The organism is Acinetobacter sp. ANC 4779 (assembly GCF_004331055.1).
GTDB lineage: Bacteria > Pseudomonadota > Gammaproteobacteria > Pseudomonadales > Moraxellaceae > Acinetobacter.
This window is the reverse complement of sequence record NZ_SJNU01000003.1, coordinates 123,823-146,865: the sequence shown is the minus strand read 5'-3', so window position 1 is coordinate 146,865 and position 23,043 is coordinate 123,823. Positions and strand designations below refer to the sequence as shown.

The window sequence follows — 23,043 nt, the reverse complement described above, 5'->3', positions numbered from 1 at the left end:
TAATATTCGTGGAAACAAGCAGTATGTATATACATATACTGCTTTTTAGCGCTGGACATTCAGCGGAAATTGCAGCTCAACTTTTAATCCACCATAATTGGATTGAGAAAAATGCATTTCTGCTGCATGCAATTCAATAATTTTCTGACAAATCGAAAGGCCTAAACCTGAACCTTGAGTTTTTGTTCCTAAAGCACGATAAAAGCGTTCGCCCAAGCGTTGCAAGACCTCTTCCGTCACACCCTGTCCATCATCCTCAATCGTCATCGTTAGCTTTTGATGCCGCTGTTGCACATTAATAAATACCTGACCATTTTGCCCGACATATCGAATGGCATTATCCATCAGGTTTCGCATACAGCTGAAAATGAGTTTTTCATTCGCCAAAATAGGAAGATTAGGCGAAAGCTGAGTCTGAATTTGAATATTTTTCTCGGTAGCAAAGGGTTGTAAGGCCTGAATAACATCGTTTACTACAAGCCCCAAATCAATTTCAGCTTTAGGTAATTGATGGGTATTGGCCGGATCAAGACGAGCAAGTAAAAGCAGGTTTTCTAACACTTGTGTGCCACGACTGACATCATTTTGAATACTGACCAAGTCCTGATTTAAATCTGGATATTTACGTTTTAATACCTGCAAACGCATTTGAATGGCAGATAACGGCGAACGTAATTCATGTGAAGCATCTGCAGTAAAGCGCTGCTCCGCGACCAAGGATTGATTTAATCGTTGTAATAATTGGTTTAGTTGCCATACCATCGGTTGTAATTCTTGTAACTCGGGCACTTGCTGCTGAATCGGAGTGAGATCATCGGCATTTTTTTCAGCAATATTTTTGGACAATTGATGAATGACTTTAAATTGACGCTTTACTGCAAAATGTAAAATCAGCCACTGCGTCAACCAGAGCAAGACCAATACCAGAGCATAACCCATCACATTTTGAGCCAAATCTTTAAAACGCTCTCCTAGCGGTTGTAACACCAATACCGACATATTCAGCTCAGCATCTTCAGCCTTGTACATGCGCCATAATTGTTGCTCTTGCCAAATAAAATCATAGCCCTCAGATACATTGTTTTTGAGCTTTGAGGGCTGTTGCTCTAAATGGAAATCTTTTGATTCGGTCAGCACCTGTTGCTGATCTTTGAGTTGATATTGAATATCAAATTCATCGCTGAGTTTATCCACCTGCTGTTCTGAACTCGCAGTCACATCCGAAATTAACAGCATGTCTGCAATTTCATTCATGAGCTGATCTTGCACCTGCATAGTCTGATATAGCGAAATCCCCATAAACAGCAGCAATGCCAGCACACCCGCCACCATTGAACTGAATAATGAAGTCTTGATCAGGCTGCTTTGTAGAGATACGGCTTGTGACATATTAATCCTGACTCATGCGATAGCCCAAACCGCGAATGGTTTTGATAGATTGGCTGCCGATCTTTTTACGCAATTGATAGATAAACACTTCTATGGCATTACTTTCAATTTCATCGCCCCAGGCATAGAGCGATTCTTCCAGTTGCTCACGGGTCATCACATGTTCAGGCTTTTGCATCAGCTTATGCAAAATCTGAAATTCCTTGGCGGTTAAATTGATGGTTTGATCATCTTGAATAACGGTCTTCGCTTGTGGATCTAACACCAGATTTGCATAACGCAGATATTGATCTGCACTGCCTTGATGTTGTCGTAATTGCGCACGCACACGTGCAGAAAGCTCTTCCAGACTAAAGGGTTTGACCAGATAATCATTCGCCCCTAAATCCAGACCTTCAACACGGTCATGAATACTGTCCCGCGCAGTAATAAAAATTACCGGGATTTGTTGCTGCTGTGCTCTTAACGTTTTAAGAATCTCATCCCCAGTGGCTTTGGGTAGCCCACGATCAAGCAAGACACAATCATACTGATGCTGCTCAATGGCTAAAATGGCATGATCGCCACGATCGACCCAGTCAATATTATAACCATCCATTTCTAACCAGGTTTTAATGCTCTCTGCTTGAGAAGCATCATCTTCTGCCAGTAAGATTCGCATATGTTGTTCTCAAGTATTTGGCATGATTGGCTTTTAACATAGCATGCTTTAATAAAGAGCTTAAATCAAAAAGACCACATGAATCAATCATTCATATGGTCTTGGGAAGAGGCTATTTCAACCACTGAATACTTTATTTTCAACTGCTCAATACTTTAGAACTTAACTGCATCCACATCAATTTCAACACGTTTCGCAGGTCTGTAATCAATGTCGACTTCACCGATGAGGGTCACAGGTGTTTTTGCATTCACGGGTTTCCCCTGCCATAACTCATCGTCGATATCGACAGTAATCGTGCCAGTGTTATCACGGAATTGATATTTCTCATCCCCGACCGCTTTCACCACATAACCCTTAAGCTGTACCTTGGTATCATCTTTTAAAGTTAAGGCATGTTTAACCGTAGTTGTTGTTTGTGGTGCAATAGCAGCTTGATTCACGGCAGTAGTTGCCAAAGCAAAAGTAGATGTGCCCACCAAACCACTAATTAAAGCTGCTTTTAAAATCATGTTCATAGAAATCCTCATCTTTTTGTTCATCATTTCGATGAAGCCATTAAAGCAAATCAAGATGAGGTGAATCTTAAGATTGCTTCATTTCCATAAAACTCTTAATTCAAAGGAACCACGCGTAAAACTTCTTCCAAAGTGGTTAGTCCATCCAGAACTTTACGTGCACCGGCAATACGCAGCGGTTCAACACCCTCTTTCTTGGCTTGCTGGCGTAATTCATTTAGATTGGCATTTGCACCAATCAGTTGTTTGGTCTCTAAACTTAACGGCATAAACTCATAAATCCCGATACGCCCTTTATAACCTGTATGACGACATTCTTCACAACCGACGGCCTGAAATACAAAGCTTGGCATCTCTATTGAAAAATCATAGGTTAAATGCTTCCATTCTTGCTCATTGATAAAAGTTTCTGTTTTACAATGTGGGCACAGCTTTCGTACCAGACGTTGTGCCAATACCCCTAAAATGGTCGCGGCCGTTAAAAATGGCTGTATGCCTAAATCATGTAATCGCGTCAAACTTGACGGCGCATCATTGGTATGTAGCGTGGATAGTACCAAGTGACCGGTTAATGCTGCCTGAATCGCCATATTGGCAGTATCGTGGTCACGAATCTCCCCGACCATAATAATGTCCGGATCCTGACGCATTAAAGCGCGTACACCATCGGCAAAACCCAAGTCAATCCCTTGATTGACCTGCATCTGGTTAAAGCTCGGTTCCAGCATCTCGATGGGATCTTCAATGGTACAAACATTGACTTCTTCTGTGGCCAGCTGTTTCAGTGAAGAATATAGCGTTGTTGTTTTTCCTGAGCCTGTCGGACCCGTCACCAAAATAATTCCGTGACTATGTGCAGTTAAAGCTTTCCAATCATTCAGCAACCCCCCTTCAAAACCCAGTTGCTGAAAACTGCGTACCAGCACTTCCGGATCAAAAATACGCATCACCAGTTTTTCACCAAACGCAGTCGGCAAAGTCGATAGACGCAGCTCGGTTTCTTGTCCTTTGGGCGTACGGGTTTTTAAACGGCCATCTTGCGGTTTGCGTTTTTCCGCAACATTCATCCGACCTAAAATTTTAATCCGCGAAATTACCGCAGTCAGGGTATTGGCCGGCATTTTATAAATGGTATGCAACACCCCATCAATTCGGAAACGCACCTTACCTGCGTCTTTACGCGGTTCCATATGGATATCACTGGCACCTTGCTCAAAAGCGAACTGCAACACCCAATCCACAAGTTTTACAATATGCTGGTCATTGGCATCCGGATTTTGCGTATCTCCCAGTTGTAAAAGCGCTTCTACGCCTTTGTTATCGCGGTCATAAGCACTGGATTTTTGTGATGAATTAACTGCACGGCTCACTTGATAATATTCGACCAGATAACGCTGTAATTGATCTGGGCTTAACAGCACACGCTGGATTTTTTTCGGTGCAATCGTATGTTCAAGATTCGCCACCCACTCCTTTTTAAAAGGTTGATCGGTTGCAATCAGGACTTTATCTGGCTGAATTTCTACCGCCAAAATTTTATTCCGCACGGCAAATTCTTGCGACATGATATTGGTTAAAGCACCGACATCAGCTTTTAAGGGATCAATAATATAAAAAGGAATATTGGCTTTTTCTGCAATCCACTGACACAAACGGTTTAGGGTTAAGGTAGATTGCGGATGGGACAGATCGACCAGATTAAAATGTGCAATCCACTGCAACGGATGCCATTTCAATTGTTCACGTTGACGATGTGTGGTTTGTATCAGTAACTTGTTACGCTCGGTAATACGTCCATCTTTTTGTAGTTGTTCCAGACACCAAGACGTGTCCATTTCAAAATTAAAATTCATTGTTATACGCCCCAAAACCTACCCACACTATAGCAAACTAAATTTCATCTGACTTATAGCAGTTTTAGAAAAAAAATTTCCTTAAGATTTTTTAAAGCCAATCCAACGTGTAGATCACTCAAATGAAAACTATAACTTTTATAGAAATATAATGCTTTTACTTTCATTCCTTTATAGCCAATAATGCTAAATTCCTGCTGAATTATGCAGCACTCTTTTTCCTACTCAAGCGATTGGATGAACCCTTTGAATAATATGCTCGATCAGTCACTGCAAAGCACCTCATTTCAAGAACTGCTGATGATTATGGCAGCAGCTTTAGGTTGTGGTTTGCTGATTGGTTTAGAACGTGAACGCAGCAAGCAACGTGAAAATCAGCATAGTTTCGCCGGGGTTCGCTCCTTTGTGATCTGTGCATTACTCGGTGCTTTATGCTTTAGCTTTGGGTCTATTTTTGGCCTCATAGGTGCGATTATTGTGGGTGGAATAGGCATTTTTTCATTAAAAAACCAGTTAAAAGACCCGGGAGTGACCACTGAACTGGCTTTCGTAATGACCTATTTCATTGGGGCATTATGTATTTTGAATGTCACACTTGCAGCAAGTTTATCGGTAATACTGACTGTTATTTTAATGATGAAGCATTCGATTCATGGGTTTGCAGGCAAATGGATTACTGAAGCAGAATTTAAAGATGGTTTATTTTTACTGGCACTGATTTTAATTGGTCTACCGCTCACTCCCAATACTCCTTTATGGGGTGCAGTTCTTAACCCGCATATTATTTTAAAACTGCTTACCCTGATTCTTGTGGTTCAGGCAGTGGCACATATTGCTAAACGCTTACTGTCAAAAAAAAGAGCACTCATTCTTTCTTCAATCGCTTCGGGATTTGTATCGAGTACCGCAACGATTGCGCATTTAGGTATGCAAGTACGTAATGAAGGGGTTGATGCACGATCAAATGCCGGTGCAGCACTGATGTCCTGTATTTCGACTTTAGTGTTGTTATTGATTGTTGTAGGAGGCGTCTCTTTAGCCTGGTTAAAACTGCTGATTTTTCCCTCGCTCATTGCCATTCTTATTTTGGCGATTTGTGCTTACTGGCTTTTACGTAAAGCAGAACCTGTCGAAGAAAAAGAACCCGCAGATAGTCCGATGTTCAGTTTAAAAGAAGCCGCCATCATTGCAGTGACATTAACCATTATTCAGGCTGGCGTGTATGGCTTAGAGCTTTTACTGGGTGATTCCGGTTTAATTGCAGGTACACTCTTGGCTTCACTGTTTGAAATTCATGCCGCTGCGGCGGCTGTAGTGATTCAAGGTGCACCCACAAACACCAGCTTAGTGTATGCAATAATGTTAGGTTTGGGCGCGCATGCGATCTCTAAATCCATTAATGCAGCTATTAGCGGTGGAATAAAATTTGCACTTTATTTTGCCCCTGTACAACTTCTTCATATGACCGTTTTAATTGGGATCCTTTGGTGGCTGGTGCAGCGCTAAGCTGAAAGTTGAATAATTTCTGTCACAGTAATACAAGCCACTCCCACCCTAAAACTGACATCAAAATGGGCAAAATTCATTTTATAAATCCGCTCTGCATCATCCTGATAAGCCGGTCTTGGATCAAGTGCCAAAACCTGTTCCAATTCATTCATAATTCGGCTGTCCAAGTTTTGACATTTGATTAAATTTTGCTTTTGCTGCTCTGCATTTTCTGTCCAAATAACAGCCATTCGTTCAGGCTGATCCTGTGCATAACCACTTTCTGCATCCAATACTGCATCTGAGTATTGAATATAAGGCTTGATATCGATAATAGGTGTGCCATTCAATAAGTCACTCCCTGTGACATATACACGAACCGACCTACCAACTTTTTTCACTTCTTTCAGTTGTACCACGGACAAACCCATGGGTGCAGGGCGGTACATGCTGCGTGTGGAAAATACGCCTATTTTCTTATTGCCACCTAAACGCGGTGGGCGGACTTGCGGTCGAAATTTTTCCTTAGCTTGTTGATTCTTATTGTCATGAAACTGCCAGATCAGCCACAAATGACTAAATTCATTGATCCCTTCAAATGCCAGTAAATCATTATAAGGTTCCAGCATTTCGATATACGATTCGACCTGAACCAAATTTGGTTGTCTGGGGATACCAAATTTTTCAAGATAGGGAGAATTCATATACCCGATTATTGGCACTTTAATCTCAGTCATAATCACTTTTTCTGATAAGGTCAATTCAATATATTCAGTTTATCGAGAATGTTTTTAGATTAGAATAGTAAGCTGTTCTAATTTGATAATTTATTGAGACCTTTAATGGCTGCTTTCAACGTCGAAAAGATTACTCACGTACACCACTGGAATGACACATTATTCAGTTTTAAAACCACTCGCGACACTGCGTTACGTTTTAAAAATGGTCAATTTGTGATGATTGGACTGGAAGTAAATGGTAAGCCTTTAATGCGTGCTTATTCTATTGCTAGCGCTAACTATGAAGAAGAGTTAGAGTTTTTCTCTATTAAAGTGCCAGATGGTCCTTTAACCTCTATTTTACAAAAAGTAAAAGTGGGCGATGATATTTTAGTATCACGTAAACCAACCGGAACTTTGGTTCTTGACGACTTAAACCCAGGTAAAAACCTGTACCTTCTTTCTTCTGGTACAGGTCTTGCGCCGTTCTTGTCAACGATTCGTGACCCTGAAACCTATGAACGCTTTGAAAAAGTAATTGTGGTTCACGGTACGCGCTTTATTTCTGAATTGGCTTACCAAGACTTGATTCTAAATGAACTTCCAAATCACGAATTTTTTGAAGAGTTGGGGATTAAGGACAAACTGGTGTACTACCCAACCGTTACTCGTGAAGAATTCCACACCCAAGGTCGTGTCACCACTGCCATTGAATCGGGTCAACTGTTTGAGAAAATTGGTTTACCACGTTTCAACCCGGAAACGGACCGCGCAATGTTGTGTGGTAGCCCGGCATTTCTAGATGATGTAGTTGCTTTGCTTGATCAGCATGGTTTAAAAGAATCTCCAAAAATGGGTGTTCTTGGCGACTACGTAATTGAACGTGCATTTGTGGAAAAATAAGTTTTCTGAAATAAAAAAATCGAGGTTTATGCCTCGGTTTTTTTATTTTTTTCAAAAGCTTGCTTCCATGTTTTTGAATTTCCGAACGCTTCTACTTTATAGAATTTTAAGCCAATAGGTTCTAAATTTGCATTATAAATATCACTTAATAAGCTATATTTACAGCATAAAATATTATATGCTTTCTTAAAGCAACCTAACCACATTAGTAGTAATTGCTCTTCTACACTAATAAAGTTTTTTAAAATATTTATATATAATGTCTTTTCACTATCTGATAATGCATCATTTTTTTGAATCAAAGAAAAAAACATACGATAAAATTTAAAGTATGATACTAGCTGATAATCATAACTTTTATGAAGTTTTTTACTAAGTCGATCCCAAGCTAGGTTCATATATTCATCATCATGTATATCTGTGTCAAACTGCTCTCTTAAACTTCGAAATCCTTTTACATATTCAGCAATTACCTCATTACCCTCTAGCTTGCTTCCATCTAATTTTGTAATCACAAGACTACCTAAAATCTTTTGTCTTTGATCAAGTAAAGCATAGTACTGATTTAAAAAAGCTTGTTTTTTTGATTCATCAAATTGTTTTTGAATAAGCTGGTGCTGATTTTCTAAAATTTTATTTTGTTTTTCTGATTCTATTTTTTGCTCTCTCATTACCTCTTTTTGGTCATTCATTTCTTTCCTTGTCGCTTTTAACTCCCTCCCTTGTAAGATAATAGAAATAATTAAACCAGCAAATGCTAATCCTGTGAATAAAGTATTTAATGAACCATATGAGTCACCATATGTCCCATATTTTCCGCCTATTTTCTCTTTATTAGAATTCTCAATAACTTCATTGGGTAACTCTAAGTTATCCATATTTGTTAAATACCAGGGTTTTTCTAAATAAGAAATATTTTTTGAATCTGTCCACTCTAGATAATTTGGATAAAAGTACCAAATACCAAGAATAAAACTAACACTTATAAATAAAATAAATACTGTTCTTTTATAAAAAGGCTGATCTGACATTTTTCTAAAGATGTTTAAAAATATTTCTACATATCATAAATTAAAAACTGAAGCCTGCGATAAAACTTCGGTTTTTTATTTTAATGACATTGTTCTACCTTAATTGCCTGTTTTTCTTCGAATGTTTTTTGATTACCAAATAACCACTACTTAACCCTAGAGTCGCCATAATCATCGCCACAATAATATCTGGCCAAAGACTGCCTGTACCAAATACGCCTACGGCTGCCAAAATGACCGAAAAGTTGCCAATTGCATCATTACGACTACAGAGCCAGACCGATTGCATATTGGAATCCTCATCTCTAAAAACGTATAAAAAGTCTGCTGAATGAATTAAATAGACTGCTGATTAACCCGTTTTGAAAGTTCAGCCACAGATTCTTTACGTTCTGAATAACGATCGGTTAAGTACGCTGCCTGTCCACGCGTCAACAAGGTGAATTTATACAACTCTTCCATCACATCGACAATGCGGTCGTAATAACTGGATGCTTTCATGCGCCCCTCCTCATCAAACTCCATAAATGCTTTAGCAATGGACGATTGATTTGGAATGGTGATCATCCTCATCCAGCGACCCAAAACCCGCATTTGATTTAAAGCGTTGAATGATTGCGATCCACCACAGACCTGCATCAAAGCTAAAGTTTTACCTTGGGTGGCACGAATGGCTCCTGCTGCCAATGGAATCCAGTCAATTTGCGCTTTCAAAATCGAACTCATCGAACCATGCCGTTCCGGAGAACACCACACCATGCCTTCAGCCCACGCCAGCAAGGCATGCAATTCCTGAACTTTAGCATGCGATGTTTCAGCATCTTCGGGTAAAGGTAAACCTTTAGGATGGAAAATTCGTACTTCTGCGCCGAAATACTCAAGAATGCGTCCAGCTTCCAGCACCGCTAGGCGACTATAAGATCGCTCCCGGTTTGAACCATACAGCAATAAGATACGCGCTGGATGGGACAATTCTTTTGCCTGAACCTGCTCAAAGTTAGGTGTCGGCAGTAAGTCTAAATCAATATTCGGTAATGACATTTTAATCTCACATTTATTCTATGAACATTCTTCTTAATCCCCCCACTCTTGTTAGAAAGGATAAAGAATATTTAAATAAGATTTTTTTTCATTCCTTGCTGATTAATCAGCAATATGGGTCTCATTGAGATAAAACTTTTTACGCAGCCAAAGTGACACGCTGACTAAAGCAATCAATACAGGGACTTCCACCAAGGGACCAATAATGGTGGTAAATGCCACAGGCGAAGCCAAACCGAATGTAGCAATGGCAACGGCTAAAGCCAGTTCAAAGTTATTCCCTGCTGCGGTAAAGGAAATAGCCGTGGTAAGTGGATAATCATTTCCCATCCATTTACTCATAAAGAAACTGATAAAGAACATCAGCACAAAGTAAATAGTCAATGGAATCGCAATACGTAAAATATCCATGGGCAAACCAACGACCTCCGCACCTTTCAGACTAAACATCGCCAAAATCGTAAACAGCAGTGCAATCAAGCTGAGGGGACTAATCTTGGGAATAAATTGAGTTTGATACCACAGCAAACCTTTTGCTTTAACCAGAAATAATCGAGTTAAAAAGCCCAACAAAAATGGAATGCCCAAATAGATCAGCACTGCCTGACTAATGGTCCAGAAACTGACATCAATCACTTGTCCGGCCACACCAAAGTAAGGCGGCAAGTAACTTAAAAACAGCCATGCATAAGTACTAAAAAACAGAATCTGGAAAATACTGTTAAATGCCACCAATGCTGCGACATATTGGTTATCGCCACAGGCCAGATTGTTCCAGACCAACACCATGGCAATGCAACGCGCCAAGCCAATTAAAATCAGACCGGTCATATATTCCGGATAATTTTGCAGGAAAATAATTGCAAGACCAAACATCAGACACGGTGCAATCAGCCAGTTTTGCACCAGAGATAAAATCAGGGTGCGTTTATCCTGAAAGACTTGCGGTAAAGCGGCATAATCCACTTTGGCCAGTGGCGGATACATCATTAAAATCAGACCGAATGCGATGGGTAAATTCACCGACCCCACGCTCATTTGATTTAAAGCAGACGATGCTTGTGGCAAATACACACCAATAGCAACGCCTAAAGCCATGGCAATAAAAATCCACAAAGTTAGATTTCGATCAAGAAAAGACAATTTTCTAGCAGTCATAACCTTCTCGATTAGGCAATTTCAGAAATTTTTTCGATTTCTTTACTTAATTTTTCAAAAGATAAATGGGCTAAATCCAAGGCAAAAAAAGCATCAAGACGACGGTTAATATGCTCTACGGTTTGCATAAAGGCCTGCATTTTTTCATCTTCAGCAACCTCTAAATGCGATGGATCTTCCAGTCCCCAATGCGCTTTAATGGCTTTACCCAGATATAAAGGACAAGCCTCTTGAGCTGCTGAACCGCACACGGTAATGACCACTTGCGGATTAAACTGTTCACAATCTTGCATGCTTTTACTGGACAAACCTTGCGTCGAAATTCCCAAACTCTGTAAGGTTCTCAATGTTAAAGGATGGACCGTTCCGGTGGGTTTACTGCCGGCGCTACAGGCACTGAAGCCTTGCGGTGCACGGGCATTAAAAAGTGCTTCCGACAAAATGCTACGGCAGCTATTTCCGGTACATAAAAAGAGAAAATTCATTATTATTCCAATCACTTATTTACAATCATTTAAAGATTCGCAGGCAGATAAACTCACTGCATTAAAACGATCACTTTGTGTAGCAATGCTGTTTAAAACGTCCAGACACCACTGCGGTAAATCTGCTGCCAGGCTATAATAAATCCACTGCCCTTGACGCCGATCTTGCAAAACTCCATTGGCACGTAACAGCGCCAAATGCCGTGAAATTTTGGGTTGGCTTAAGTCCAAAGTCGCGGTTAAATCACAGACACATCGTTCGCCCTGTTTTACAATCAGCATAAGAATATCTAGGCGTGTTTGATCAGCAAGACATTTAAAAAAATTGACTGAGTCCATAAAATATATCTGCATATACGTATTTTCATATATATTAATGAAAATTTGATGACATTACGATGACATGGTGGATAATTCCGAGTTTTTTACTAGGTTGAATCATTTTTTAAGATCCCTACAATAAAGCCATAGTTTTTTTATGCCTTTAACGACATGACCATTTCACACGTAACCGAACTTCTCTCTCCTGCCGGCTCACTGAAAAATATGCGCTATGCTTTTGCCTATGGTGCCGATGCGGTATATGCAGGACAACCGCGTTACAGTTTGCGTGTACGCAACAATGCTTTTGATCATGACAACCTGAAAATTGGCATCGCCGAAGCCCATGCTTTAGGCAAAAAATTCTATGTCGTACTGAACATTCAACCGCATAACTCCAAGTTGAAAAACTTCATTCGTGACTTGGAACCTGTGGTTGCCATGAATCCAGATGCACTGATTATGTCCGACCCTGGTCTGATCATGATGGTGCGTGAGCATTTTCCCGATGTGCCAGTACATCTCTCAGTTCAGGCCAATGCAGTCAACTGGGCAACGGTAAAATTCTGGAAAAACATGGGACTAACACGTGTCATTTTGTCACGTGAACTTTCAATCGAGGAAATTGAAGAAATTAAAAATCATGTTCCTGACATGGAAATTGAAGTTTTCGTGCATGGTGCATTATGTATGGCTTATTCCGGTCGTTGCCTGCTTTCAGGCTATATGAACAAACGTGATGCCAATCAGGGTGCATGCACCAATGCCTGTCGCTGGGATTATAAAATTCACGAAGCAGCAGAAGATGAAACTGGAGATGTGATTCCAGTTACACAAATTGAAGACTCATTCAAAGCTGCGTCATGCTGCAAAAGCAAAGATGCCGACGAGCAACACGCGCTCGAACAACACCAATTTAGCGAGCCGGTTTTATTACAACGCAATGAAGAAGACATGTTTGCCGCCGAAGAGGACGAACATGGCACCTACTTCATGAATTCCAAAGACTTGCGCGCGGTACAGCATGTAGACCGTTTAACCAAGATAGGCATACATTCACTGAAGATTGAAGGTCGGACCAAATCCTATTTCTACTGCGCCCGTACTGCCCAGATTTACCGTAAAGCGATTGATGATGCGCTTGAAGACAAACCTTTTGATCCAGCATTGATGACTCAACTGGAAGGCTTGGCGAATCGTGGTTATACCGAAGGTTTCCTGCGTCGTCATGTGCATAGCGAATATCAGAACTATGAAACCGGTTCATCGCGTTTTGACCATCAGCAGTTTGTCGGTGAAGTTTTAGAGCGTAACGGTGACTACATCAAGATTGATGTGAAAAACCGTTTTGTGCTGGGTGACTCTTTAGAGCTGATGACCACTTCAGGCAATATCACTTTCACCTTGACTGAAATTTTGGATAAAAAAGGCAATTTAATTGAAGATGCCAAAGGTTCAGGTCATGTGGTTGATATTCCGGTTCCTGCCAATGTCGATATGAATTATGCCTTGCTGATTCGCAACTTGCCGCACTCAACGGCAGATATTTCAGCATCTTCTTTAGCTTACCAAGCTGTTTGAGTATCCAGACCAGATGGCTCTCTTGATTACTGATAAATGCATCAACTGTGATATGTGTTTGCCTGAATGCCCGAATGAAGCGATTTATGAGGGCGACAAGGTGTATGAAATTGATGTGAATCGCTGTACAGAATGTGTCGGCTTTTACGAGCACCAAACCTGTCTAGCCGTGTGTCCAATTGAGTGCATTATCCCGCATCCTGAACATGTGGAGACACAACAACAATTGCTGCAGAAGTTTAAGGGTTTGAATTTATTTAAATCTTAATTTTTTTTGGAGTTGGAATAAAACTTGCTTAATTAAACTTAATAGCCTTGGGGAAAGAACAATAAAAAAGACAAAACAAGAAATGTAAAAAATAAAAATAACAAGGGAAAAGATGGTGATAAAAAAAAGGAACTCAGCGTTAGCGCCCTGAGTTCCTATAAAAAGGTAAAACAAAAACTTGGGTAACTAAAGCCAAAGTGTCTATGTCTAAGTCTGCATAGCCACTTTGGCTTTTTTAATTATTGCCCTGAGCGGATAATGTAATCAAAGGCAGACAGTGCTGCTTTGGCGCCTTCACCGGTGGCGATGATGATCTGCTTGTACGGCACAGTGGTACAGTCACCGGCAGCAAACACCCCTTTGACACTGGTTTCGTTACGGTCATTAATCACAATCTCGCCACGGTTAGACAGTTCAACTTTCGATGCTTTCAGGAATTCTGTGTTCGGCAACAAACCGATCTGCACAAAGATTCCGGCCAGTTCAACAGTTTTAATTTCATCAGTGGCACGGTCCTTGTATTTCAGCGCTGTCACCTGTGAACCGTCACCGACCACTTCAGTCGACAAGGCATTCATGATCACTGTGGTATTTGGCAAGCTGTTGAGCTTGTCCTGCAATACCTGATCGGCACGCAGTTTGGTATCGAACTCCACCAAAGTCACATGCTCGACAATACCGGCCAGATCAATTGCTGCTTCCACACCCGAGTTACCGCCACCAATCACCGCAACACGTTTGCCTTTGAACAGTGGACCGTCGCAGTGCGGACAATATGCTACACCACGGGTTTTGTATTCTTGCTCACCCGGAACGTTCATTTCTCTCCAGCGTGCACCGGTTGACAGGATGATGGTTTTCGATTCCAGTTTGGCACCGTTTTCCAGCGTCACTTCAACCAGACCGTTGTTAGTTTCATCGGCACCTTTAATGGCAGCGACTTTTTGCAGGTTCATGATATCGACATCATAAGCACGCACATGCGCTTCCATTTCAGCGGCAAATTTCGGCCCCTGAGTTTTCTGCACCGAGGTGTAGTTTTCAATGTCCATGGTATCCATGACCTGGCCACCAAAGCGTTCAGCCACGATCCCGGTTTGAATGCCTTTACGCGCTGCATAAATCGCCGCGGTGTTGCCTGCAGGTCCGCCGCCAATCACCAGCACATCAAAGGCGCCTTTGGCATTGAGTTTGTCCGTATCTTTGGCTGATGAACCGGAATCCAGTTTGGCTACAATCTCTTCCAGGGTCATACGGCCCTGACCAATGTGTTCGCCATTCTGGAACAGCATCGGTACCGCCATGATTTTGCGCTGTTCCACTTCGTCTTGGAAGAAAGCCCCGTCAATCATGGTTGCGGTTGCACCCGGATTGTAAATCGCAATCAGGTTCAGCGCCTGCACCACGTCCGGACAGTTATGGCAGCTGAGCGAAACAAAGACATCAAAATCATCCGTCAGATTAAGACCCTTGATTTGCGCCAATACCTCATCCGACACTTTTGGGGCATAACCCGAGACTTGCAGCAATGCCAGAATCAAGGAAGTGAATTCATGTCCCATCGGCAAGCCGGCAAAGTTGACCCGTGGCTGTTCACCGACTTTGGCGATTCCGAAGCTGGGTGCACGTGAGTTTGTCCCATCGAAACGGGCAGTGACCTGATCAGACAGTGCCGCAATTTCCATGACCAGTTCCTTGATCTTGTCTGATTTATCAGAAGCGTTCAAAGTCGCCACAATTTCAATCGGGCTTTCCAGACGTTCAAGCAGTGTTTTTAACTGAGCTGAAGTATTTGGGTCTAACATGGCTAACGTCTCCAAGGGAGTAAATGCTTATTGAATAAAGCTATATTAGGATAAATGAATAAATAGGTAAAACAGTTCATATTAATTAATATGATTGGTTTAATAGATCGTCTGTGCATTTACTTGATTTAGCTTTCTACCCTGAAGGTGAGGGTTTAATGTGAATATTCAAGTGTTTATTATCTATTTTTGGCAAAGAAACAGATTTATCTCCTGACTCATAAAAATTTTGATTATGATAAGTGCAAGTTTTTAAGAGGGAACAAGTAATGGATCTTAAATCGGGGATTTATCAACATTACAAAGGCAATTTATATCAGGTATTTCATGTGGCAACCCATAGTGAAACACGTGAAAAGCTTGTGGTCTATCAATGCTTATATGAGGATTATTCTATGTGGGTACGTCCTTTAGCGATGTTTCAAGAAACAGTCACTCTAGCGGATGGTCAAATTCTTCCGCGATTTAAATTGATTCAAGAAACTTCTTAAATACAGACTTCTGACATGGATTAGTTAAACTTACAATCATCACTAAATAGGGGGATCAGATATGAGTATGAGTTTGACATTCCAGCAACGCATGCAAGAGTTGTATCAAAGTTTTATCAAATTTGATGCATTACAACATGAGCGTATTCAGCGTTATCGAAATATTGAGCCAGATTCTGCATTATTTTTAGCGATGCAAATTCGTATCCAACAATCGAAATCAATTTTAGAAATCGGAACCTCTACAGGTTATTCGACTTTATGGCTGGCAAATGCAGCGCAAACTACACAAGGTCATGTAACTACACTTGAAATAGATCCATCACGCACTGCTCAGGCGCAACAATATGCACAAGAATTGGCGTTGGATCAGGTGATTGATTTTTGGGTGGGGGATGCGCAAAAGTTTCTTGAAAAATGTACCGATCAATATGATTTCATTCTGTTAGATGCCGAGCGTGATGCTTATGTTGATTACTGGGCTTATCTGCAAAATATGATTCATCCGCAAGGCGGCGTTTTGATTGTCGACAATGTTATCTCTCATGCGGCAGAAGTGAAAACCTTTATCGAATTAGTCAAAAATGATGGACGTTTCCTCACCCTGACGCTATCCAAAGGAGCGGGTTTGTTTATAATTTGCTATAAATAAAATAATAGCAATACAAAATCGGGTTAATCATAAGTCAGGAAAATTATCCTGGTTTACCGGGTCTGATTTATTGAATTGAAATACGAGTGAATTGCACATCGTATTCCAAATATTTATGTACAAAAGCAGTTTTATCATTACAGCGCAGTAAATTATTATAGATAAATTGAGGGACAGGGTGATATAGCTCACCTGATCCGTTGTTATAAAAAATTTTCAAATAGCGTGAAGACGCGTTGTATTTATAAGAAGTGACAACAAGCATTGTTCCCATAAGCGCTCCTTATTCTCTAATTCTATAAGACAGCATTGCATTGAATGCATAGTTTGAAACTAAGATAAAAGGGTTAGGGAATGTATAGCAGAATTGTAATATTTTGAATAAAACAATATGGCTATATCAACATGACTCGTACTTGCGATTTATGGTTGCATAATTTGAATTGAGCGGAAGAATTGAATATTTTACGTTTTATATAGTGCATAAAAAACCACGCTAAAAAGCGTGGTTTTTTTGAATCATTTCAATCTAATCTAAATTAGATTTTACCCACTAGGTCGATTGAAGGAGCTAAAGTAGCATCGCCTTCTTTCCATTTAGCTGGGCAAACTTCGCCTGGGTGAGCGTGAACGTATTGAGCTGCTTTAACTTTACGAAGAAGTTCTGAAGCATCACGACCAACACCACCAGCGTTGATTTCAATGATTTGGATTTTACCTTCTGGATCGATAACGAAAGTACCACGATCTGCAAGGCCATCAGCTTCGATTAATACATCGAAGTTTTTGGCAAGCGTCCAGTTCGCATCACCCACCATTACATATTGAATTTTTTTGATTTCTTCTGAAGAATCATGCCAAGCTTTGTGCGTGAAGTGAGTGTCAGTAGAAACTGAATAAATTTCAACGCCTAATTTTTGGAATTCAGCATAGTTGTCTGCAAGGTCACCAAGTTCGGTTGGGCAAACAAAAGTGAAGTCAGCTGGGTAGAAGAATACAACAGACCATTTGCCTTTAAGATCAGCTTCAGTTACTTCAATAAATTGACCATTTTGGAATGCAGTTGCTTTAAATGGTTTAACTTCTGTATTAATTAAGCTCATCATTGTCTCCATGATTGAGATTTGTATTTGATATGCAAAAGAATAGCGAATTTTTTGTTATTGGTGAAACAGTATTTTTATATAATTGAAATCGGAAAAACCGAATTAACTATGATAAGGCTCACTATTCCACCAAATCTGATTGATTTATCTATGCAGTTCCATAAAAACAGGACCGAATGACAAAATATCAGTTTTTCAGCTTGCCTAAGAAGATGAAGGCTTAAGTACTAAAATTCAAGGGTAAATTATTTTTAATTAAATTTTTTTTGCAGAATGAATTATTTTTAGATAAATCCTTCTTATTAGACAAAGGATATAACAAGCAGTATGTCGGCTGGATTGAATGATATCACCTGTCGATTTAGCTTTATTAAATGGTTTGTTTTTTATACTTTTGCAGATTCTTTACATCAAACTTCCTCAATAAACATGGCACTGTCTTTCTCTCGAGAGCGTTACAGCGTAAAATATTCAGTTCAATTTTTGGTTTTGGGATAAATTATCTGTGTTAAGTCATTTAAATGTAGATCAATGGGTCATGGCACGTGACCGTCATCGTTTAAATCGGCTACGCAAAGGTAAAGAGGCCAACGAAAAGCAGTATCAAGAATTATTAGAAAAATCGAATCATAAAGTTCGTGAGCGTCTGTCACATGTTCCGAACATCAAGCTCAATCAAGACTTGCCGGTTACCCAATATAAAGACAAGCTGATTGAAGCGATTCAACAGCATCAGGTAATTATTGTGGCGGGGGAAACCGGTTCGGGTAAAACTACACAGTTACCACAAATTGCCATGCTTGCCGGGCGTGGTTTAACCGGCATGATTGGTCATACCCAACCGCGTCGACTGGCGGCGCGTAGTGTATCGCAACGTATCGCTGAAGAAGTTGGTGAAAAGCTGGGTGAATCCATTGGTTTTAAAATCCGTTTTAATGAACAGGGTTCGCAAGATTCCATTGTCCGTTTAATGACAGATGGTATTTTGCTGGCGGAATTGTCCAATGACCGATTCCTCACCAAATACGACACCATTATTATTGATGAAGCGCATGAACGTTCACTCAATATCGACTTTATCATGGGCTATCTCAAACAGCTTTTGCCTAAACGTCGTGATTTAAAAGTTATCATTACTTCAGCAACTCTAGATGTAAACCGCTTTAGCAGCTACTTTTTTGATGCCCCGATTTTTGAAGTCGAAGGACGTAGCTTTCCTGTAGAGCTGCGTTATCGCCCGATTTCAGAAATGACGATTGGCGGTAGTGATGACGATGAATTTGATGACTTTGAAGAGAACCTACCACGTGCAGTGGTTCAAGCGGTCAATGAATGTTTTCAGGATGCGCAGGAAAAAGGCCATCCTGAACATGCCGATATCCTGATTTTTGCCAGCACCGAACAGGAAATTCGAGAACTGCAAGAAACCTTGCAAAAGCATGGGCCACGGCATACCGAAATTTTACCCTTATATGCACGTTTGGCTTTGGCTGAACAGCAAAGGATTTTTAATCCGGGTGGAAGCGGGAGACGCATTATTATTGCCACTAACGTGGCAGAAACGGCTTTAACCGTGCCTAATATTCGCTATGTAATTGACAGCGGTTTTGCACGTATTTCACGTTACAGTTACCGTTCCCGTGTACAACGCTTACCGATTGAAGCAGTATCACAAGCGGCAGCCAATCAGCGTAAAGGTCGTTGTGGCCGTATTGCCCCAGGTGTGTGTATTCGACTGTATTCAAAAGATGACTTTCTCAGCCGTCCTGAATTTACCGAACCAGAAATCAAGCGTACAAATTTAGCCTCTGTGATTTTGCAGATGCAAAGCCTGAATCTGGGCGAGCTGGAAAGTTTCGACTTTATTGAACCGCCAGATCATCGCTTGGTGAATGATGGTCGCAAGTTGCTGATTGAGCTTGGGGCGATGCATGAGAAAAACTCTTCTAAAGCGGAAGAAGAAAAATTATCTTCAAATTCTAGTTCTTCTAAAAAAGTGGGAACACCTGGCGAACTAACCAAAATTGGTCAGCAAATGGCGAAAATGCCGATTGACCCACGTTTGGCCCGCATGATTTTAGGCGGTGCACATTTTGGTGTACTCAATGAAGTGCTGATTATTGTGGCTGCGCTGGCAGTACAAGATCCGCGTGAACGTCCGGCAGATAAACAGACCCAAGCCGATCAGAAGCATGTGTTATTTAAGGAAGCTGATTCTGACTTTTTGTTTTACATCAAGTTATGGGAAACCTTGCAGAATAACCGTACTGCAATGAATGAAAAAAAACGTCGTGATTTTGCCCGTCAGCATTTTTTAAGCTGGTTACGTATACGTGAGTGGAAGAAAACGCATGAGCAATTAACTGAATTAGCTCAAGGTTTAAAACTTTCATTTAATGAGAAAAGCGCTAATTATGAAAATTTACATCGGGCTTTATTGACCGGTTTACTTTCATTTATTGCCAATAAAACCGATGAAAAAAATGTCTATATGGCAGTGCGCCAGCAAAAAGCTCGCATTTTCCCGGCATCGACTTTGCATAAAGCCAGTGCGTCCTGGGTAATGGCTTTTGAGATGGTGGAAACCTCGCAAGTGTATTTGCGGACTTTGGCGAAAATTGAACCTGAATGGATTTTACTCGCGGCACCTGATTTGCTGAAGCATCATTATTTTGAGCCGCATTGGTCGAAGAAAGCCGGTATTGTCAATTGTTATGACCAGATTTCATTATTTGGTTTAATCATCGAGCCGAAGCGTTTGATGAACTATGAAAAGGTGGATCAGCAAGCAGCGCATGAGATTTTCCTGCGTGATGCTTTAACTACGGGTAATTTAGGCATTACCCCGCCATTCTTGAAGCATAACTTGCTCAAGCTTGAAGAAGTGGAGCGTGTGGAAGATAAACTGCGTCGTCGTGATTTGGTGGTGGATGAAGAAACTATCTATCAGTTCTATGCATCTAAAGTACCTGAAGAGGTCGCCAGCCGACGAACCTTTGAAGATTGGCGTGCAACGGTCGAACCGCAACATCCAGATTATTTATTTGTCGATGATGATGCATTGTGGATGAATGATCGTCAAACTACCCAGCAATTCCCCGATTATTTGCACAATGGTTCTTTACGTTTGGCGGCGAGCTATCGCTTTGACCCAAGTCATGATGAAGATGGCGCAACGGTTAAAATCCCAGTTCAGGCATTGCCACAGGTGGATGAAAATATCTGGTCGTGGGGCATACCGGGTTGGCGTCAGAATTTGATTGAAGCGTTGTTAAAATCACTGCCTAAAGATAAACGTCGTCATCTGGTTCCAATTCCGGATACTGCGCGTAAGCTGATGAACGGTATTGATGCGGTACATTTACGTGAGCACATTTTTAGTTATTTAGCTTTTCAGTTACGTGGCGAACAAATCACGGCTAAAGATTTTTCCTTTGATCGGATTGATCAGTATTTGATGCCGTTCATTAAAGTCATTGACGAAAAAGGCCGGGTGCTTGAAAAAGGCCGCGATTTGGCTGAACTTAAAGCGCGTTGCCGTACAGAAACGCATAGTCCGGTGAAACAGCTCAAAGGTGAGTTTAAGACTTTCCCGGATAATTTTACATTTGAAGCCTCACAAAAAGTGACAGGAGTGATTGTTAAGCAATATCAAGCTTTGGTTCCGACTAAAGCCTTTGCAGAACTGAATGCAAAAGATGAGTCTGGGGTGGTGATTCAAACCTTTAATGATCAGGCTGAAGCGATTCGTCAGCACCGGGAAGGGGTGATTCATCTGGTTTATATGCAGTTGGGCGACTTGGTTCGTCAACTGAAAAAACAGATTTCAAAACCACTGGCTTTGGCCTATTCCCCGCTGGGTGACAAAGCTCAATTAGAACAAATGTTAGTATATGCCACACTGCAGATGACAATAAATGAACTTCCTGTCAATGCTGAAGAGTTTCAAAAATTAATTTTAAATGTAAAAAAATCTTTCCTAACGCATGGACAAGAGGCATTATTGGTGCTGAGTGATATTTTTATCCAATGGCAGGATATTCGTCGGAAATTGTTAGTTTTAGACGACTCTCTGTTTGGGAAGAATATCGATGACATTGAAGATCAGCTTGATTTGATGAATCTTTCCGACTTTGTGTATGTGAAATCTTCAGACATCTGGCAGGAATTCCCACGTTATTTAAAGGCATTGATCTTGCGTTTAGAGCGCTTGCCCAATAACCTACAAAGGGACAATTCTGCCATTGAGCAAGTTGACCCCTGGATGGAAAAATTATTTAAGTTTAAAAATGACGTTCGCCTGAAAGAACTGTACTTCATGGTTGAAGAATTTCGCATTAATTTGTTCTCACAGCCAATGAAAACAAAGATGCCGGTTTCTCCAACTCGATTGCAAAAAGTATGGGATCAGTTAGGCATCAGTTAACATAGCGCGATATTAGCAGGAGTTTTACATGGGCATTCGTATCACAGGTACTGGCCTTTATCATCCAGAAGAAGCCATTAGCAATGAAGAATTGGTTGCAAGTTTAAATGCTTATGTGGAACAGTTTAATCAGGACAATGCTGAAAAAATCGCAGCGGGTGAAATTGAAGAACGTCGTGGTTCAAATGCCGAATTTATTGAAAAGGCATCCGGTGTTAAAAGTCGTTATGTTGCTGAAAAGTCAGGGGTGCTAGATCCAAAACGACTATATCCACGTTTACGTGAACGCAGTAATGATGAACTTTCCATTCAGGCAGAATGGGGCGTTACAGCCGCTAAACAGGCAATGGAAAATGCCGGTGTCACGGCCGAAGATATCGATGTAGTTATTCTTTCATGTTCTAACATCCAGCGTGCTTATCCGGCTGTAGCCATTGAAATTCAAACTGCTTTAGGCATTGAAGGCTATGCCTATGACATGAATGTCGCCTGTTCTGCTGCGACATTTGGCCTAAAACAGGCGGCTGATGCCATTAAATGTGGCGCACGCCGTGTACTGCTGGTGAATGTAGAAATTACTTCGGGTCATACCGATTTCCGCTCACGTGACTGCCATTTTATTTTTGGTGATGTCGCAACAGCGTCTATTATTGAAGACACGGAAACTAAAACCGGTTTTGAAATTGTGGATACGCATTTATTCACCCAATTTTCAAACAATATTCGCAACAACTTTGGTTACTTGAACCGGAGTGAAGATGCGGTTGTAGATGACAAATTGTTTCAGCAAGATGGCCGTAAAGTTTTTAAAGAAGTTTGTCCACTGGTTGCGAAAATCATTACCAAGCAACTTGAGAAAAACCAGATTGCACCGACCAATGTGAAGCGTTTCTGGTTACACCAGGCCAATGCCAGCATGAATGATCTGATCTTGAAATACGTCGTGGGTAAAGATGCTGACCGTGCACTGGTGCCTATTATTTTGGATGAGTTTGCCAATACGTCTTCGGCAGGTGTAATTATTGCCTTGCACCGTACTGCACATGAAGTAAATGACGGTGAATACGGTGTACTTTGCTCATTCGGTGCGGGTTATTCTGTCGGTTCGATTCTGGTACAAAAACACGTTGTTGCATAAGGAACACTA

At 40.9% G+C, this 23,043-nt stretch carries 21 protein-coding genes and 1 pseudogene; 8 read left to right on the top strand and 14 right to left on the bottom strand.

Annotated features, from left to right (window positions below; genetic code table 11):
- Positions 1-45: 45 nt before the first annotated feature.
- The 4 genes from E0H80_RS05385 to E0H80_RS05370 form a co-directional block, all read right to left on the bottom strand.
- On the bottom strand, positions 46-1,389 hold the full coding sequence (locus tag E0H80_RS05385; RefSeq protein ID WP_131363850.1) for a sensor histidine kinase: 1,344 nt from the start codon (positions 1,387-1,389) through the stop codon (positions 46-48).
- Position 1,390: 1 nt separating this feature from the next.
- A complete protein-coding gene (locus E0H80_RS05380; RefSeq protein ID WP_131363848.1) occupies positions 1,391-2,050 on the bottom strand; it encodes a response regulator transcription factor in 660 nt (219 codons plus the stop codon).
- Between the two features lie 155 nt (positions 2,051-2,205).
- The gene (locus E0H80_RS05375; RefSeq protein WP_131363846.1) at positions 2,206-2,568 is read right to left on the bottom strand and encodes a NirD/YgiW/YdeI family stress tolerance protein; all 363 of its coding nucleotides are present in this window, start codon (positions 2,566-2,568) and stop codon (positions 2,206-2,208) included.
- 95 nt (positions 2,569-2,663) lie between these two features.
- Positions 2,664-4,421, bottom strand: coding sequence for a GspE/PulE family protein (locus E0H80_RS05370; protein ID WP_131363844.1), 1,758 nt, complete (start codon positions 4,419-4,421; stop codon positions 2,664-2,666).
- Between the two features lie 255 nt (positions 4,422-4,676).
- On the opposite strand from E0H80_RS05370, the gene E0H80_RS05365 reads away from it, so the two are divergent.
- Positions 4,677-5,927, top strand: coding sequence for an MgtC/SapB family protein (locus tag E0H80_RS05365; RefSeq protein ID WP_131364043.1), 1,251 nt, complete (start codon positions 4,677-4,679; stop codon positions 5,925-5,927).
- Here E0H80_RS05365 and tsaA read toward each other — a convergent pair.
- A complete protein-coding gene (tsaA, locus tag E0H80_RS05360; protein ID WP_131363841.1) occupies positions 5,924-6,646 on the bottom strand; it encodes a tRNA (N6-threonylcarbamoyladenosine(37)-N6)-methyltransferase TrmO in 723 nt (240 codons plus the stop codon). The two genes, E0H80_RS05365 and tsaA, sit on opposite strands and share 4 nt — an antisense overlap.
- Before the next feature lie 105 nt (positions 6,647-6,751).
- On the opposite strand from tsaA, the gene E0H80_RS05355 reads away from it, so the two are divergent.
- On the top strand, positions 6,752-7,531 hold the full coding sequence (locus E0H80_RS05355; protein ID WP_067864423.1) for a ferredoxin--NADP reductase: 780 nt from the start codon (positions 6,752-6,754) through the stop codon (positions 7,529-7,531).
- 26 nt (positions 7,532-7,557) lie between these two features.
- Here the strand turns inward: E0H80_RS05355 and E0H80_RS05350 are convergent, their stop codons facing one another.
- The 6 genes and pseudogenes from E0H80_RS05350 to E0H80_RS05325 form a co-directional block, all read right to left on the bottom strand.
- The gene (locus tag E0H80_RS05350; protein ID WP_131363839.1) at positions 7,558-8,562 is read right to left on the bottom strand and encodes a putative phage abortive infection protein; all 1,005 of its coding nucleotides are present in this window, start codon (positions 8,560-8,562) and stop codon (positions 7,558-7,560) included.
- A 94-nt stretch (positions 8,563-8,656) separates the two neighbouring features.
- Positions 8,657-8,893: pseudogene (locus E0H80_RS05345) on the bottom strand (cation transporter); the annotation flags it as partial.
- A 5-nt stretch (positions 8,894-8,898) separates the two neighbouring features.
- Positions 8,899-9,603, bottom strand: a complete 705-nt coding sequence (gene arsH, locus E0H80_RS05340) for an arsenical resistance protein ArsH (protein ID WP_131363837.1) — start codon at positions 9,601-9,603, stop codon at positions 8,899-8,901.
- A 102-nt stretch (positions 9,604-9,705) separates the two neighbouring features.
- Positions 9,706-10,761: an ACR3 family arsenite efflux transporter gene (arsB, locus tag E0H80_RS05335; RefSeq protein WP_131363835.1), complete on the bottom strand. Its 1,056-nt coding sequence runs from the start codon at positions 10,759-10,761 to the stop codon at positions 9,706-9,708.
- An 11-nt stretch (positions 10,762-10,772) separates the two neighbouring features.
- Positions 10,773-11,246 (bottom strand): arsenate reductase ArsC, encoded by a 474-nt coding sequence (locus tag E0H80_RS05330; RefSeq protein WP_131363833.1) that lies wholly within the window; start codon positions 11,244-11,246, stop codon positions 10,773-10,775.
- 15 nt (positions 11,247-11,261) lie between these two features.
- Entirely contained in the window at positions 11,262-11,585 is a 324-nt protein-coding gene (locus E0H80_RS05325) for an ArsR/SmtB family transcription factor (RefSeq protein ID WP_131363831.1), read from the bottom strand.
- A 153-nt stretch (positions 11,586-11,738) separates the two neighbouring features.
- Between E0H80_RS05325 and yegQ the strand changes: the two genes are divergently transcribed.
- A complete protein-coding gene (gene yegQ, locus E0H80_RS05320) occupies positions 11,739-13,148 on the top strand; it encodes a tRNA 5-hydroxyuridine modification protein YegQ (RefSeq protein ID WP_131363829.1) in 1,410 nt (469 codons plus the stop codon).
- A 13-nt stretch (positions 13,149-13,161) separates the two neighbouring features.
- The gene (locus tag E0H80_RS05315; RefSeq protein WP_131363827.1) at positions 13,162-13,416 is read left to right on the top strand and encodes a YfhL family 4Fe-4S dicluster ferredoxin; all 255 of its coding nucleotides are present in this window, start codon (positions 13,162-13,164) and stop codon (positions 13,414-13,416) included.
- 239 nt (positions 13,417-13,655) lie between these two features.
- Here the strand turns inward: E0H80_RS05315 and ahpF are convergent, their stop codons facing one another.
- On the bottom strand, positions 13,656-15,221 hold the full coding sequence (ahpF, locus tag E0H80_RS05310) for an alkyl hydroperoxide reductase subunit F (RefSeq protein ID WP_131363825.1): 1,566 nt from the start codon (positions 15,219-15,221) through the stop codon (positions 13,656-13,658).
- Positions 15,222-15,490: 269 nt separating this feature from the next.
- On the opposite strand from ahpF, the gene E0H80_RS05305 reads away from it, so the two are divergent.
- Together E0H80_RS05305 and E0H80_RS05300 are read left to right on the top strand one after the other, a co-directional pair.
- Positions 15,491-15,712, top strand: coding sequence for a DUF1653 domain-containing protein (locus E0H80_RS05305; protein WP_131363823.1), 222 nt, complete (start codon positions 15,491-15,493; stop codon positions 15,710-15,712).
- Between the two features lie 61 nt (positions 15,713-15,773).
- A complete protein-coding gene (locus tag E0H80_RS05300; RefSeq protein WP_131363821.1) occupies positions 15,774-16,364 on the top strand; it encodes an O-methyltransferase in 591 nt (196 codons plus the stop codon).
- A 67-nt stretch (positions 16,365-16,431) separates the two neighbouring features.
- Here E0H80_RS05300 and E0H80_RS05295 read toward each other — a convergent pair whose 3' ends face one another.
- Complete coding sequence (locus E0H80_RS05295) at positions 16,432-16,638, bottom strand: KTSC domain-containing protein (protein WP_131363819.1); 207 nt, start codon at positions 16,636-16,638, stop codon at positions 16,432-16,434.
- 265 nt (positions 16,639-16,903) lie between these two features.
- On the bottom strand, positions 16,904-17,467 hold the full coding sequence (gene ahpC, locus E0H80_RS05290; protein ID WP_067866646.1) for an alkyl hydroperoxide reductase subunit C: 564 nt from the start codon (positions 17,465-17,467) through the stop codon (positions 16,904-16,906).
- 541 nt (positions 17,468-18,008) lie between these two features.
- Here ahpC and hrpA point away from each other — a divergent pair.
- Together hrpA and E0H80_RS05280 are read left to right on the top strand one after the other, a co-directional pair.
- Complete coding sequence (hrpA, locus tag E0H80_RS05285) at positions 18,009-21,896, top strand: ATP-dependent RNA helicase HrpA (protein WP_416224573.1); 3,888 nt, start codon at positions 18,009-18,011, stop codon at positions 21,894-21,896.
- Between the two features lie 28 nt (positions 21,897-21,924).
- Positions 21,925-23,034, top strand: a complete 1,110-nt coding sequence (locus tag E0H80_RS05280) for a beta-ketoacyl-ACP synthase III (RefSeq protein ID WP_067866650.1) — start codon at positions 21,925-21,927, stop codon at positions 23,032-23,034.
- Positions 23,035-23,043 lie beyond the last annotated feature (9 nt).

Bases quoted from the DNA above. Each gene is read 5' to 3' on its own strand.
- E0H80_RS05280 (WP_067866650.1), top strand. From the start codon at position 21,925: ATGGGCATTCGTATCACAGGTACTGGCCTTTATCATCCAGAAGAAGCC.
- E0H80_RS05295 (WP_131363819.1), bottom strand. From the start codon at position 16,638: ATGGGAACAATGCTTGTTGTCACTTCTTATAAATACAACGCGTCTTCA.
- E0H80_RS05305 (WP_131363823.1), top strand. From the start codon at position 15,491: ATGGATCTTAAATCGGGGATTTATCAACATTACAAAGGCAATTTATAT.
- arsB (WP_131363835.1), bottom strand. From the start codon at position 10,761: ATGACTGCTAGAAAATTGTCTTTTCTTGATCGAAATCTAACTTTGTGG.
- E0H80_RS05315 (WP_131363827.1), top strand. From the start codon at position 13,162: ATGGCTCTCTTGATTACTGATAAATGCATCAACTGTGATATGTGTTTG.
- E0H80_RS05385 (WP_131363850.1), bottom strand. From the start codon at position 1,389: ATGTCACAAGCCGTATCTCTACAAAGCAGCCTGATCAAGACTTCATTA.
- arsH (WP_131363837.1), bottom strand. From the start codon at position 9,603: ATGTCATTACCGAATATTGATTTAGACTTACTGCCGACACCTAACTTT.
- ahpC (WP_067866646.1), bottom strand. From the start codon at position 17,467: ATGAGCTTAATTAATACAGAAGTTAAACCATTTAAAGCAACTGCATTC.
- E0H80_RS05370 (WP_131363844.1), bottom strand. From the start codon at position 4,421: ATGAATTTTAATTTTGAAATGGACACGTCTTGGTGTCTGGAACAACTA.
- E0H80_RS05330 (WP_131363833.1), bottom strand. From the start codon at position 11,246: ATGAATTTTCTCTTTTTATGTACCGGAAATAGCTGCCGTAGCATTTTG.
- E0H80_RS05325 (WP_131363831.1), bottom strand. From the start codon at position 11,585: ATGGACTCAGTCAATTTTTTTAAATGTCTTGCTGATCAAACACGCCTA.
- E0H80_RS05355 (WP_067864423.1), top strand. From the start codon at position 6,752: ATGGCTGCTTTCAACGTCGAAAAGATTACTCACGTACACCACTGGAAT.
- E0H80_RS05380 (WP_131363848.1), bottom strand. From the start codon at position 2,050: ATGCGAATCTTACTGGCAGAAGATGATGCTTCTCAAGCAGAGAGCATT.
- E0H80_RS05365 (WP_131364043.1), top strand. From the start codon at position 4,677: ATGCTCGATCAGTCACTGCAAAGCACCTCATTTCAAGAACTGCTGATG.
- E0H80_RS05375 (WP_131363846.1), bottom strand. From the start codon at position 2,568: ATGAACATGATTTTAAAAGCAGCTTTAATTAGTGGTTTGGTGGGCACA.
- ahpF (WP_131363825.1), bottom strand. From the start codon at position 15,221: ATGTTAGACCCAAATACTTCAGCTCAGTTAAAAACACTGCTTGAACGT.
- yegQ (WP_131363829.1), top strand. From the start codon at position 11,739: ATGACCATTTCACACGTAACCGAACTTCTCTCTCCTGCCGGCTCACTG.
- tsaA (WP_131363841.1), bottom strand. From the start codon at position 6,646: ATGACTGAGATTAAAGTGCCAATAATCGGGTATATGAATTCTCCCTAT.
- hrpA (WP_416224573.1), top strand. From the start codon at position 18,009: ATGGCACGTGACCGTCATCGTTTAAATCGGCTACGCAAAGGTAAAGAG.
- E0H80_RS05350 (WP_131363839.1), bottom strand. From the start codon at position 8,562: ATGTCAGATCAGCCTTTTTATAAAAGAACAGTATTTATTTTATTTATA.
- E0H80_RS05300 (WP_131363821.1), top strand. From the start codon at position 15,774: ATGAGTATGAGTTTGACATTCCAGCAACGCATGCAAGAGTTGTATCAA.